The organism is Variovorax sp. YR752 (genome assembly GCF_943372545.1).
On sequence record NZ_CALRZC010000223.1, the window covers coordinates 1 to 13,425 of the forward strand.

Consider the following 13,425-nt stretch of genomic DNA (forward strand, 5'->3'; position numbering starts at 1 on the left):
ACCCGCTGATCGCCGAGTTCTGGCAACGCCTGAAGGCGCAGAACAAGCCCGGCAAGCTCATCGTGGTGGCCTGCATGCACAAGCTGCTGGCCATCGCCTACGGTGTTCTGAGGTCCCGAAAACCCTTTGATGCGAACTACCTCAAGGCAACCAGCCCTTGACGAGCACAACGGTGTCTTGATTTCGCTGCGGGAAGCACCCAGTGTCCTGCGCCCGCTGGGCACTGTCGTGGTGCTGGCCGATCAACGGCTGCACTGAACACGCTCACGTCGATGCGGTGCCTTGCGCAGCGAAATCAAGGAGGAGCCCGAAGGGCGGGGGACATTCGCGGAGCAAGGTACCGCGTCGGCGGGAGCGTCGCCCTGAACCACTCAAGCCAATGGCGCCCTGCGACTGCGACGCATCAGAAATTCGATCAATTCGAAGATGCCTTCGCTGATCAGCGCCATCGCAGCAGCCGGCAGTGCACCCGCCATCAACAGCTCGCGGTCATTGAGCGCCAGCCCCGTCACGATGCGCTCACCGAAGCCGCCCGCGCCGATGAAGGCCGCGATGGTGGCCGTGCCGATGGCAATCGCAGTGGCTGTTCGCACGCCTGCCAACAACGTGGGCAGCGCAAGAGGCAGCAGCACCAGCTGAAGGCTCTGCGGCGGTGTCATGCCCAGCGCGGTGCCGGCCAGTCGCAGGCCGTGGGGCACTTCGGTCAAGCCGGTCACGGTGTTGCGCATGATCGGCAGCAGCGAGTACAGCGTGAGCGCGATGAGCGCGGGCAGGGCGCCGATGGCACCGAGCAACGAGATCAGCACCGCGAGCAGCGCCAGCGACGGCACGGTCTGCATGATGCTCGCGAAGCCCAGCACCACGGCGCGCAGCCGCAGATGAGGAAACACGAGGATCGCGAGCGGCACGCCGATGAGGATCGCCACGCCCACCGACACCGCCACCAGCAGCAGATGCTGGCGCGCGAGCGGCCAGAGGTCGGGCCCGAAGAGCTTGGCTGTGAAGCCGCGCGCGGCGCTCGGTGGGGTCTTGCCGTCTTTGGTGGCGCCGGCGAGGAAGTCGCGCGCGATGGTGTCGAAGCGCACGCCCTGCAGCTCGGCGCGTGCGTTCATCGCGATCATGGCGTGCTCATCGATGGTGCCTTCGAGCGTCTGCAACGCAGCCCAGGCCTTCGGCAGCCGCGCGGGCAGGTCGAGGCGGTAGAGCACCACCGCGTCGTAGCGGGGAAAGTACTGCTTGTCGTCTTCCAGCACGCGCAGGCCGAGGTGGTCGATCTTGGCGTCGGTGGTGTAGATGTCGATGGCGTCGATCTGCCTGGCGGTCAGCGCGTCGTAGGCCAGGCCGTGGTCGAGCCCGGTCGGTGTCTGCGTGAAGCCGTAGCTTGTCGCCAGGCCTTTCCAGCCGTCGGCGCGGCCGATGAATTCGTTCGACAGCCCGATGCGCAACTCGGGGTGCTTGGCCAGGTCGCTCAGCGTGCGCAGCCCGAGCTTGTCGGCATCGGCGGCGCGCACGGCCAGCGCGTAGCCGTCGTTGAAGCCCAGTGGAATCGCCACGCCGAGGCCGAGCGGCGCAAGCGCAGCGTTCATCGCCTCGCGCGTGTCGGCGGGCGAGCCCTTGAGAATTTCGAGGGCGATGGTGCCGGTGTATTCGGCGTACAGGTCGATGGCGCCCGAGCGCAGTGCTTCATACACGATGGCCGTGTTGCCCAGGCCCTGGCGAATGACGGGCGGCGACGCGGTCTGCGGCGCGGCAGTCTGCGCCAGCACCTCGGCCAGGATGTACGACTCGGTGAAGCGCTTGGAGCCGACGCGCAAGGTCTCGTCGGCGGCCTGCGCCGAGGGCGCAGCGGCCAGCCAGAGCATCGCGGGAAGCCACAGGGCGGCGCGCCAGAAGCTGCGAAGCAGGTGCATCCGGGTCAGTGTATCGGCATCGCCGCACCGGCCGCACCCGCCCGTCTCCTACACGCCGTGGTGCGCGAAGCCGATGCGCCACGGGCGTGCAACGGCCCATAGTGGCCGTCATGAAAACCAAGCACGCGCTCCCCGGTCCCGACATCCATGGCCTGCGCGAGTTGCCCGGCCTGCGCGTGGACGGCTACAGCCTGCAGCTGCGCGACAAGGACGGCTTCGTTGGCGACCAGGCCAGCCAGACGGCGTTTCGCGAGCTGCTCGAACGTTGGCGCAAGCGCCGCCGAAAGACGGGCCGCGACCCGCTGGGCAAGACCCACTCGCGCGACCTCAGCAAGAAGGACCTCGACCGCGTATTGCAGGAAAAGACCGCGACGGCCGCCGCCGATGTGATGCATGGCGCCATCGAGGAGTTCGCCGAAGAGCTGGCCTTCGTGATCCAGCGCTTCGTGCGCCAGCCTTCGTGGCGCAAGGTGCAGCGCATCGTGGTCGGCGGTGGTTTTCCCGAGAGCGACGTGGGCGAGCGCGCGATCCTGGAGGCGGGCGCGATGCTCGAAGACCTGGGCGTGCATGTGCAGCTGGGCCGGCTGTCGCACAACGTCGACGACGGCGGGCTGATCGGCTGGGCGCACCTGACGCCGCGGGCACTGTTGAAGGGGCACGACGCGATTCTTGCGGTGGACATCGGCGGCACCAACGTGCGCTGCGGCATCGTGAAGACGCGCCATCGCAAGGCGCCGGACTTCTCGCGCGCGAAAGTGGTCCGGCGCGAGAAGTGGCGCCATGCCGACGACGGCCCGAACCGCAGCCACATGGTCGAGCGCATCGCCGACATGCTCGAGGACATGGTGATCTACGCCGAGCGCCGCAAGATCCGGCTCGCGCCTTTCATCGGCATCGGTTGCCCGGGGCTGATCCGCTCCGACGGCTCGATCGCGCGCGGTGCGCAGAACCTGCCGGGCGACTGGGAGAGCCGTGCCTTCCACCTGCCGGCCGCGCTGTGGCAGCGCCTGCCGATCATCGGCTCGGGCGCGACGCTGGTGCTCATGCACAACGACGCGGTGGTGCAGGGCCTGAGCGAGCTGCCCTTCATGCGCGACGTGCGGCACTGGGGCGTGCTGACCATCGGCACCGGGCTGGGCAACGCCAGCTTCACGAACCGGCGTTGAGTTCTTCTTGCTCTTACAGATCCTCGGGCCGCAGTTCCGCGCCGACGCGCGCCGTGGCCGAGGCGGTGGCGACGTTGCCCGCCGCATCGGTGGCACGCAGCTCGATGTTCGCCAGGCCCGCGCGCGCGGGCGTCCAGTTGCAGGCGTAGGGCGCGGCGCGCAGTGCGCAGACGGTCTTGCCGTCGACGATGAAGGCCAGCTCGGCCACGCCGACATCGTCCGCTGCACTGGCCGACAGCCGCACCGGCAGGCCGGCCGCGGACGACGCCATCGGCGGCACGTTCAGCGTCACGGTCGGTGCCGTGGTGTCGGCGGGCGCGCGCACGATCACCTGTGCTGAGGCGACCTCGGCATTGCCCGCGGCATCGATGGCGATCACGCGGATGATCTGCACGCCCGGCGCCGTGGGCGTCCACTGGCAGGTGTAGGGCGGCGCGGTGAAGGTACACAGCGGCAGGCTGTCGGTGCCGATCACCTTCACGCCGAACACGCCGACGTTGTCGACCGCCACGGGCGCCAGCGGCACCGGTTGGCCCACGGTCGCCATCGCGGGCGCGGCCAGCGACACCGCAGGCTTCTGGCTGTCGGACACGCCCAGCGGCAGGTCGATGGTGAAGGCCGCTTGTCCCTGCACCGCCTTCTGCTCGAAGGCGTCGAAGATGGTGAACCACGTCGCGCCCGGCGCGCGGCCCGAGGCCTGGGCCTTCACGAGCAGCGTGGTCTTGCCGACGGCGAAGCAGCTGAAGCCGCAGCGCCAGTCGAACACGAAGCGGCCGTCGGCATTCGTCGTGCCCTGCGCGATGGGCTCCAGCGGCTTGCCGGCGCCTGGGTCGCGCCACACCGAGACGGGCGCGCCGGCCAGCACGGCGCCGCTCTCGCGTTCGGTGACGCGCACCTGCGTGGCGGTGGTCCCGGCCATGAACTTCGAGCTGCCGAGCTTGGGCCAGTCGCGCCAGTCGGTGTTGATCTGCGCCTTGGTGCCTTCGGTGAAACGGATCAGGCCGAGCGTGGCGACGCGGTTGGCGGCCGGGTCGTAGCGCTGCTCGAACACGGTGCCCAGCAGCGGGTCGAGGCGCCAGTGCTGGCGCGTCCACCAGTAGCGGTCGGTGTGCTTCACGAGGGCGAGGTCGTTGGCGGGCGCGGTCTCGGTGGTGTCGGCGACGGCGATCGCGTTGTAGTACTCGCCGGAGCCGGCGCCGAACACGTGCTCCAGCTCGTGCAGCAGGGTCTTGAGCTGGCGGCCGAGGTAGTCCTTCTCGGTGGACTCGGGCGCCGCGGAGGTGATGGCGCGCGACAGGCGCAGCGGGTCGTGGATGGCGGTCCAGTTCAGGTTCCAGGTCACGCCGGTGGGCGGGAAGGTGGTGCTCGTGGTCAGGCCGCCGTGGCTGTAGCCGCGCTTCGAGGGGCCGACGCACAGCACGATCTCGCCGCCAGCCACGCCGCTGAAGCCGCAGGGCGGCGCTGCGCCGGGCGCGACCATCTGCAGGTCTTTCGCGGGGTCGAAGGTGAAGCTGCGCACCGTCTCGCGCTGGAACACGGTGTTGAGGTCGGCCACGTACTGCGCGAGCCGGCGGCCGGCCTCGGGCGCGCCGATGTCGGCCGCCAGTTGTGGGTCGATGAAGAAGCGCAGGCGGTGCACGCTCGGCGTGGCGCGGCCGACTTCGTTCAGGGCCGCCCAGGTCGGGGCAGCGGACAACGGCAGCAGCAAGGCGAATGCGACGGGCAAGGCTGCGCCCAGCCGGCGCGCGAGCGCCAGCAGCGAATCCATGGAGGGCATCGATTTTTCTCCCCGTGCTCAGGGGAATCCGGCAGTGATCAACAACAAAGGGGATCGCTTCGGGCCGCGCGAAGGTGTCGCCCGGCGCCCAGCGCTCAAACCCCGCCGCGACCACCTTTGCCGGTCACGCTCCTGCATCGCATCGAGGTCGCCGAAGGCGATACGCCCTGACGGACGCCGATGCTTCTGAAGTGCGGGGAACTGGTCGCAAATTCAGGAGAGGAAGAGCAGGCCGCTCATTCCTCAACGCGAAGCTGCGATAACCAGTGAACCTTTATCTTAATTTTTGACCCCCGTAGGAAGGGGGCTTGCCTCGCTGTAGTGGGTGCCTGTTATTTGGGCACTTTGTCACGACGGCGGTACTGCGCGTGCAAGCACCCAGGGGGTGCGGCGAGAAGAAAGCTCGCATCGGTTTTTCCCCGGAGCCGGGGCGCAAGATTTCCAACGGATGGCGCCAGGGTCGGCCCTTGAAGACCAGGCCCGGGCGGGCTGCCCCGCGATGCAGGGGGCTCCGACAGATCGTCATCCACCGGAACCGGTGGCGATTCTAGTGTGAATGTTCAATTGGTTTCAATTGTGTTGCATTCGTGCATCTTGGGCGATGCACCACCCACCTAAAGCTGGAACGCGACCGTCAGCAGCAGCCCTTCGGCCATGTCGCGCAGCAGCCCCGGGCGCCGCGCGCGGTAGGGCTCGCCGGCCGAGGCGGTGGTCTCGATCCACTCGGCGAACCATTCGATGTCGCCGCGGCCGTAGAACACCACGGCCGCCTCGTGGTTCAGCAGCAGGCTGCGCAGGTCGAGGTTGATCGAGCCGCACATCGCCAGTTCGTCGTCGACCACCACGGCCTTGGCGTGCGCCATGAAGGGAAGCATGCGAAAGCTCACGCCCGCGCGCGCGAGGTCGCGCATGGCGCGTGCGCGCACGAAGTCGGCGAGGCGGTGGTTCGACTGCGCGGGCATTGCGATGGTCACCTGCACGCCGCGCCGCGCGGCCAGCCGCAATGCGTCGCGCAGGCCGTCGCCGGGCACGAAGTAGGGCGTGATCGCGAGCAGTCGGTGCTCGGCGCGAAAGCAGGCGTCGATGAGCAGCGCATGCGCCGTGTCTTCGGTCTGGTCGGGGCCGCTCGGCAGGAACTGGGCCATCGCGCAGCCGGGGCCCGCGGGCACGTCGTCGGCGGTGATGGCGCGCGCCTTGCGCCCGCGCACCGAGCTCCAGTCGTGGTCGAACTGGCGCGCGGCAGCGCCCGCCACGCTGCCGTGCAGGTCGAACGACAGGTCGTGCCACGCTTCGGGGTGCTTGTCGTTGCCGGTGAAGTACTCGCCCGCGAGGTTGCGCCCGCCCGACCAGAGCCAGCGGTCGTCGGCAATGGTGAGCTTGCGGTGGTTGCGCAGGTTGCGCGGCCCGATGCGGCGCAGGCTGAAGAAGGGGCGGAACACCGCGACTTCGCCGCCCGCCGCGCGCAGCCGGTCGAAGTGATGGCGCGGCAGCGAGAGCGCACCGAAGCCGTCGAGCAGCACGCGCACCTTGATGCCTTCGCGCGCCCGCTGCGCAAGCCGCGCAATCACCGCGTGGCCCAGCGCGTCGTCGCCGATGATGAAGGTGCACACGTCGATGCGCTCGCGCGCGCCATCGATCACCTCGAACAGCGCCTCGCGCGCGGCCTCGCCGTCGGCATGCATGCGGATCGCGCAGCGCCCGGGCGGCGCCAGGCCGAAGCTCTCGATCAGGTCGGCCGCCCAGTGGCCCGGCGGCATCGAACGCGGCGGCCGGGGCGCACCGGCCGGGCGCAGCTTGCGCTGGCCGAACAGCAGGTACATCGGAAGGATCACATACGGCATCAGCACCAGCCCCATGACCCACGCGATGGCGGTGGTGGGCGCGCGCTGCTCGCGGCGCGTGCGCGTGGTCAGCACATAGACCAGCAACGCGAAAGTGACGGCAAGAAAATGCTGCGAAGGGGAGGGCAGCCAGTCGAAGGCGGTGTCCGGCATGGGGCGGGTGATGCCTCGATGCCCGCTCAGCGCTGAAGGAAGGCCGGCACGCCGCGCCCTTGCGACGCCAGGAACCGCATCATCGGATCGACCACCGCGCGCACCGCGGGCCGCGCGCCCACGCGGTCGCGCCAGGCCACGAGGCGCGGCGTGGCATCGGTCATGCCGGCGCCCTTGCGGTCGGCGAACACGTGGGCCATGTAGAAAGCGATGTCGGCGAACGAGTAAGGGCCGGCCAGGTACTCGCGCGTGGCGAGCAGGTCTTCCATCTCTTCGTAGAAGCGCGCGCAGGCGACGCAGGCCGCAACCGCCGGGGCGCTTTGCATGTTGTGCTGCAGGCCGAAGAGCTTGACGACGTTCGGGAAGAACAGCTCGTCCGAGGTCTGCTCGAGTTGCCGCGCGCGGGCCCGGTCGGCAATGCCCTCGGGCCACAGCGCGGGCTGCGGATAACGGTCTTCGAGGTACTCGAAGATCTGCGTCGAGTCGAACAGCGCGACCTCGTGGTCGACCAGCACCGGCACCTGCTGCTTCACCGGGTTCACGCGCAGCACCTCGGGGTGCCGGGGCTCGTAGGCGTCGTCGGTGGTGAACGGCACCATGATGAGCTCGAAGGTGATGCCTTTTTCGTACGCGGCGATCTGCACCTTCGCGCCGAACATGCTGAGGGGGCCGGAGTAAATCTGCGTCGTCGTCATGCCCCCGACTTCAACAGAAAGCGCGCGTCAGGTCGAGCCCCAGACTTCCTGCGCCGTTTCGACCACGAGGCGCAGCTTGTTGCGCTGCGCTTCGACGGCGATGTTGTTGCCGTGCACCGTGCTGGAGAAGCCGCACTGCGGCGACAGCGCGAGCTGTTCGAGCGGCGCGTACTTGGCGGCGTCCTCGATGCGGCGCTTGAGCTCGTCCTTGTCTTCCATCTCGCCGAACTTGGTGGTCACGAGGCCGAGCACCACGGTCTTGCCCTTGGGCAGGTAGCGCAGCGGCTTGAAGTCGCCCGAGCGGGCGTCGTCGTATTCCATGAAGTAGGCGTCGAGGTCCATCTCTTTGAGCAGTGCTTCGGCCACGGGCTCGTAGTTGCCGGCCGCGGCGTGCGTGCTCTTGAAGTTGCCGCGGCACAGATGCATGGCCAACAGCATGCCCGGCGGCTTCTGCGCCACCACCTTGTTGATGAATGCTGCATAGCGGTGGGGCAGTTCGTTCGGGTCGTCCCCGCGCTTGCGGGCGGCTTCGCGCATGTGCTCGTCGCACAGGTAGGCGAGGTTGGTGTCGTCCATCTGCACATAGGTGCAGCCGGCTGCGGCCAGCGAGCGCAGTTCGTCGCCATACGCTTTGGCCACGTCGTCGTAGAACGTGGGGTCGAGCTCGGGGTACGCGTCCTTGCTGATGCCGGCGCGCCCACCGCGGAAGTGCAGCATCGTCGGCGAAGGAATGGTCACCTTCGGCGTGCGGCCGGCCGACACCTGGCTCTTGAGGTACTGGAAGTCGGCGAGCTGGATGTCCTTCACGTGACGCACCTTGTCGAGCACGCGCATCGCGGGCGGCGCCAGTTCCTCGGTGCCGTCGGGGCGGCGGATGGTGACCGGAATGTCGGTCTTCACGCCGCCGAGCTGGTCGAGGAAGTCGATGTGGAAGTAGGTGCGACGGAACTCGCCGTCGGTGATGCTTTTGAGGCCGATGTCTTCCTGGAAGCGGACGATCTCGGTGATGGCCTTGTCTTCGACCTCGCGCAGTTGCTCGGGCGTGATCTGGCCCTTGGCTTTCTGCTCGCGTGCTTCGAGCAGGTACTGGGGGCGCAGGAAGCTGCCCACGTGGTCGTAGCGGGCGGGCAGGGCGGCATGCTGGGACATGGAATGAACTCCGTCGTGACTGTGAACGAGCGGAATCCTAGCGCCTTCGTGCGAAGCTTGTTTGTATACGTTGAACTCAGTGTTTACCCTCGAATAAGGGGATTTGCGCTGGAATTTCTCGCTATTCTGTATACATTGAGTATTCATGAAGACGCCCACGACCGCCTTTCCGCTCAACGCCTGGTATGCCGCCGCCTACGACGTCGAAGTGCGTCACGCGTTGCTGCCGCGCACGATCTGCAACCAGAAGCTGGTGATGTTCCGCCGCACCGACGGCCAGGTGGCCGCGCTCGAAGACGCCTGCTGGCACCGGTTGATGCCGCTGTCGCTGGGCCGCCTCGAAGGTGACGAGCTGGTCTGCGGCTACCACGGCCTCGTCTACAACAGCCAGGGCCGCTGCACCCACATGCCGAGCCAGGAAACGCTCAACCCCTCGGCCTGCGTGCGCAGCTTCCCGGTGGTCGAGAAGCACCGCTTCGTGTGGATCTGGCCCGGCGACCCGGCCAAGGCCGACCCCGCGCTCGTGCCCGACATGCACTGGAACGACGACGCGGCCTGGGCCGGCGACGGCAAGATGATCCGCGTCAACTGCGACTACCGACTGGTGGTCGACAACCTCATGGACCTCACGCACGAGACCTTCGTGCACGGCTCGTCGATCGGCAACCGCGAGGTGGCCGAGGCGCCCTTCGTGGCCACGCACGGCGACCGCTCGGCCACCGTCACGCGCTGGATGGAGAACATCGACGCACCACCGTTCTGGGGCAACCAGATCCGCCATGCGCGCGGCTACACGGGCAAGGTCGACCGCTGGCAGATCATCCGTTTCGAAGGCCCGTGCACCGTGAACATCGACGTCGGCGTGGCCGAGGCGGGCAGCGGCGCGGTGCCGTCGGGCGACAACCCCGGCGACCGCAGCAAGGGCGTCAACGGCTATGTGCTCAACACCATCACGCCCGAGACCGACAAGACCTGCCTGTACTTCTGGGCCTTTGCGCGCAACTACTGCCTGGGCGAACAGCGCCTCACGCACGAGCTGCGCGAGGGCGTGTCGGGCATCTTCCGCGAGGACGAGATCGTGCTCGAGGCGCAGCAGAAAGCCATCGACGAGCACCCCGACCACCAGTTCTACAACCTCAACATCGACGCCGGTTCGATGTGGGCGCGCCGCCTCATCGACCGCATGATCGAGAAGGAGCGGCCCGCGCGCGCCGCGATTCCGATCCGCCCCGTCGAAGCGTCGCAGGCCGCGTGATGAAGGTCGCCCCCCTGACTTCCGCCGAGCCCGGCGACAGCGGCAGCTCGCAGGCCGTGAAGGCGCAGCTGCGGTTGCGCGAAATGATTCTGGCGGGCGAGCTGCCCGGTGGCGCACGCATTGCCGAAGTCGCCATCTCCGAGCAGCTCGGCGTGTCGCGCACGCCGGTGCGCAGCGCACTCATGCGGCTTGAACAAGAGGGCCTGCTCGAAGCCCTGCCCAACGGTGGCTATGCGGTGCGCACCTTTTCCGAACGCGATGTGGCCGATGCCATCGAGCTGCGCGGCACGCTCGAAGGCCTCGTGGCGCGGCTCGCGGCCGAGCGCGGCGCGGCGCCCGTGGTGCTGCGCGAGGCGCGCGCCTGCCTCACGCGCATCGACGAGCTGCTGCGCGAGCCCGCGCTCGACGACGCGGCGTTCTCGCGCTACGTGACGCACAACGAGAAATTCCACGCGCTGCTGTGCGAGATGGCCGGCAGCCCCGTCATTGCGCAGCAACTCGAACGCGTGGTCAACCTGCCGTTCGCCTCGCCCTCGGGCTTCGTCATCGTGCAGGCGAATTCGCCGGCCGCGCGCGACATGCTCGTGATTGCGCAGGACCAGCACCTGCAGGTGCTCGATGCCATCGAATCCGGCGAAGGTTCGCGCGCCGAGGCGCTGATGCGCGAGCACAGCCGCATCGCGCGGCGCAACCTGCGCGAGGCACTGCACGGCACGCCGAGCGCAGAGCAGCGTCCGCTGCCGGGCGTGCAGCTGATCCGTCGTCGCGGCTGATCGACGACGCTCTTCCTTCTTTCTTTCCCTGCTGGTGTTCCCCCGATGAAAAGCGATCTCCAATGGATGCAGGCGCAAATCGTGGCGCTGCGCGACGTCACGCCCACCGTGCGCGAATTCACGCTGCGCCCCGATGCCGACTTCGTCGCCGCGCATGAGCCCGGCGCCCACCTGCAGGTGCAGGTGATGACCGAGCAGGGCCGCGTGCAGACGCGCTCCTACTCGCTGGTGGGCGAGGGCGACGGCAGTTGCTGGCGCGTCGCCGTCAAGCGGCTGGACGACGGCCGTGGCGGCTCGCGCGCGATGTGGCGGCTGGCCGTGGGCGACCGGCTGCAGGTGAGCGCGCCGCAGAACCACTTTCCGCTCGACCTCGCGGCGCCCGGCTACCTGCTGGTGGCGGGCGGCATCGGCATCACGCCGCTGGTGCTGATGGCGCAGCGCCTCGGCGCGCTGGCGCCGCGCCGCGGCGTGCCGGTGGCCATGCTGTACGGCGCGCGCCACGCGGGCGAGTTCGGCTACCTCGACACTCTGCGCGAGGCATTGGGCGAGGCCGGCGTGCAGGCGCACGAAGGCGCAGCGCCCATCGACTTCGACGCCGCCATCGCCGCGCTGCCGCCCGGCGGCCAGCTCTACACCTGCGGCCCGGTGCCGATGCTCGAAGCCGTCAAGCGCGCCTGGGCCGCGGCCGGCCGACCGCTCGCAGATTTGCGCTTCGAAACCTTCGGCAGCAGCGGGCGCCTCGCGACGCAGGCCTTCACCGTGCGCATTCCGCGCCACGACCTGTCGATCACCGTGCCGGTCGACTGCACCCTGCTCGACGCGCTCGATGCGGCCGGCGTGCAGACCCTCTCGGACTGCAAGCGCGGCGAGTGCGGCCTGTGCGCCATGGACGTGCTGGCGGTCGACGGCGAAGTCGATCACCGCGACGTGTTCCTGAGCCCGCACGAGAAGCAGGCGACCACGCGCATCTGCGCCTGCGTGTCACGCGCCGTGGGTACGCTCACGCTCGATTCCGCCTACCGTCCCGACCTCTGAAAACATCGGTTGCGCGATCATCGCGCAACCATTCGATTGATCGCGCAACAAAGTCCCGTGCGGCGGGTGGGTAGGTGGTTGCCTTCTCCGCCAATTGTTGCGAATTGTTCAAAATACGCCCGGTTTCGCGTTCCGTCCCTCAAAGGAAAAATTCCATGCAAAGACGCCATCTCATCCAGACCGCCGGCCTTTCGGCGATTGCGCTCGCCACCGCACTGTCGCTGCCCGTGGCCAGCGCCCAGGACAACAAGTTCAAGATCGGCCTGATCCTGCCGATGACGGGCCAGTCGGCCTCCACCGGTCGCCAGATCGAGGCTGCCGCGCGCCTGTACATGGCGCAGAACGGCGACACCGTGGCCGGCAAGAAGGTCGAGCTGATCGTGAAGGACGACACCGGCCTGCCCGACGTGACCAAGCGCCTGGCGCAGGAGCTCATCGTCAACGAGAAGGTCAACGTGATCGCCGGCTTCGGCATCACCCCGGCCGCGCTGGCCGCCGCGCCGCTGGCCACGCAGTCGAAGACGCCGCAGGTCGTGATGGCCGCCGCCACCTCGAGCATCACCGAAGCCTCGCCCTACATCGTGCGCAGCAGCTTCACGCTGCCGCAGGTGTCGGTGGTGATGGGCGACTGGGCGCCGAAGAACGGCGTGAAGTCGGTGGTCACGCTGGTCACCGACTACGGCCCCGGCAACGACGCCGAGAAGTTCTTCAGCGAGCGCTTCCAGCTCAACGGCGGCAAGGTGCTCGAGAAGTTGCGCGTGCCGCTGCGCAACCCCGACTTCGCGCCGTTCCTGCAGAAGGTGCGCGACGCCAAGCCCGACGCGCTGTTCGTCTTCGTGCCCTCGGGCGCGGGCGCGGCCGTGATGAAGCAGTTCCTGGAGCGCGGCATGGACAAGGCCGGCATCAAGATGATCGCCACCGGCGACGTGACGGACGACGATCAACTGAACGACATGGGCGACGGCGCGCTGGGCGTGGTCACCTCGCACCACTACTCGGCCGCGCACCCCTCGGCGCTCAACAAGAAGTTCGTCGAGGCCTTCCAGAAGGCCAACCCCAAGATGCGCCCCAACTTCATGGCCGTGGGCGGCTATGACGGCATGCGCGTGATCTACGAAGCCCTCAAGACCACCAAGGGCCAGGGCGGCGGCGAAGCACTGCTGGCCGCCATGAAGGGCCAGGTCTTCGAGAGCCCGCGCGGCCAGGTGCTGATCGACGCGCAGACGCGCGACATCGTGCAGGACGTGTACCTGCGCAAGGTTGAAAAGAAGGACGGGCAGCTCTACAACGTCGAGTTCGACGTGATCAAGGGCGTGAAGGACCCGGGCAAGGCGAAGTAGTTTTGTGACTCGTCGTGTGGGAGCGCTGCCGTTCAGGGCGACGCTCCCGCCGACGGGGAACCTTGCTCCGCGAATGTCCCCCGGCCTGCGGCCTCCTCCTTGATTTCGCTGCGCAAGGCACCCCATCGACGTGAGCGTGTTCAGAGCACTGGTTGATCGGCCCGCACAACGACCGCGCCCATCGTGCGCAGGGCACTGGGTGCTTCCCGCAGCGAAATCAAGACACCGTTGTGCTCGTCAAGGGCTGGTTGCCTTGAGGTAGTTCGCATCAAAGGGTTTTCGGGACCTCAGAACACCGTAGGCGATGGCCAGCAGCTTGTGCATGCAGGCC

10 protein-coding genes and 1 pseudogene are annotated in these 13,425 nt (G+C 68.2%); 6 read left to right on the top strand and 5 right to left on the bottom strand.

Translation table 11 applies throughout. The features are described 5' to 3' along the window. Positions 1–161: pseudogene (locus tag AAG801_RS33620) on the top strand (IS110 family transposase); the annotation flags it as partial. Positions 162–371: 210 nt separating this feature from the next. On the opposite strand, the gene AAG801_RS33625 reads toward AAG801_RS33620, so the two are convergent. Beyond that, positions 372–1,910: a glycine betaine ABC transporter substrate-binding protein gene (locus AAG801_RS33625; RefSeq protein WP_341892317.1), complete on the bottom strand. Its 1,539-nt coding sequence runs from the start codon at positions 1,908–1,910 to the stop codon at positions 372–374. 110 nt (positions 1,911–2,020) lie between these two features. Between AAG801_RS33625 and AAG801_RS33630 the strand changes: the two genes are divergently transcribed. Continuing rightward, complete coding sequence (locus AAG801_RS33630) at positions 2,021–3,076, top strand: ROK family protein (RefSeq protein WP_341892318.1); 1,056 nt, start codon at positions 2,021–2,023, stop codon at positions 3,074–3,076. A 13-nt stretch (positions 3,077–3,089) separates the two neighbouring features. Here AAG801_RS33630 and AAG801_RS33635 read toward each other — a convergent pair whose 3' ends face one another. The 4 genes from AAG801_RS33635 to AAG801_RS33650 form a co-directional block, all read right to left on the bottom strand. Next, a complete protein-coding gene (locus AAG801_RS33635) occupies positions 3,090–4,844 on the bottom strand; it encodes an Ig-like domain-containing protein (protein ID WP_341892319.1) in 1,755 nt (584 codons plus the stop codon). A gap of 623 nt (positions 4,845–5,467) precedes the next feature. Beyond that, positions 5,468–6,847 (bottom strand): phospholipase D-like domain-containing protein, encoded by a 1,380-nt coding sequence (locus AAG801_RS33640; RefSeq protein WP_341892320.1) that lies wholly within the window; start codon positions 6,845–6,847, stop codon positions 5,468–5,470. Between the two features lie 26 nt (positions 6,848–6,873). Next, positions 6,874–7,542, bottom strand: a complete 669-nt coding sequence (locus AAG801_RS33645) for a glutathione S-transferase family protein (RefSeq protein WP_341892321.1) — start codon at positions 7,540–7,542, stop codon at positions 6,874–6,876. A gap of 27 nt (positions 7,543–7,569) precedes the next feature. Then, a complete protein-coding gene (locus AAG801_RS33650) occupies positions 7,570–8,691 on the bottom strand; it encodes a 5-methyltetrahydropteroyltriglutamate--homocysteine S-methyltransferase (protein ID WP_153285132.1) in 1,122 nt (373 codons plus the stop codon). A 145-nt stretch (positions 8,692–8,836) separates the two neighbouring features. On the opposite strand from AAG801_RS33650, the gene AAG801_RS33655 reads away from it, so the two are divergent. The 4 genes from AAG801_RS33655 to AAG801_RS33670 all read left to right on the top strand — a co-directional run bounded on the left by AAG801_RS33655 (position 8,837) and on the right by AAG801_RS33670 (position 13,094). Then, the gene (locus AAG801_RS33655; RefSeq protein ID WP_341892322.1) at positions 8,837–9,946 is read left to right on the top strand and encodes an aromatic ring-hydroxylating dioxygenase subunit alpha; all 1,110 of its coding nucleotides are present in this window, start codon (positions 8,837–8,839) and stop codon (positions 9,944–9,946) included. Further along, the gene (locus tag AAG801_RS33660; RefSeq protein WP_153285130.1) at positions 9,946–10,719 is read left to right on the top strand and encodes a GntR family transcriptional regulator; all 774 of its coding nucleotides are present in this window, start codon (positions 9,946–9,948) and stop codon (positions 10,717–10,719) included. Before AAG801_RS33655 ends, AAG801_RS33660 begins: the two co-directional genes overlap by 1 nt. 45 nt (positions 10,720–10,764) lie before the next feature. Continuing rightward, positions 10,765–11,754: a PDR/VanB family oxidoreductase gene (locus AAG801_RS33665; protein ID WP_341892323.1), complete on the top strand. Its 990-nt coding sequence runs from the start codon at positions 10,765–10,767 to the stop codon at positions 11,752–11,754. A gap of 155 nt (positions 11,755–11,909) precedes the next feature. Further along, positions 11,910–13,094, top strand: a complete 1,185-nt coding sequence (locus AAG801_RS33670; protein WP_192195991.1) for an ABC transporter substrate-binding protein — start codon at positions 11,910–11,912, stop codon at positions 13,092–13,094. The last annotated feature ends 331 nt before the right edge of the window (positions 13,095–13,425 follow it).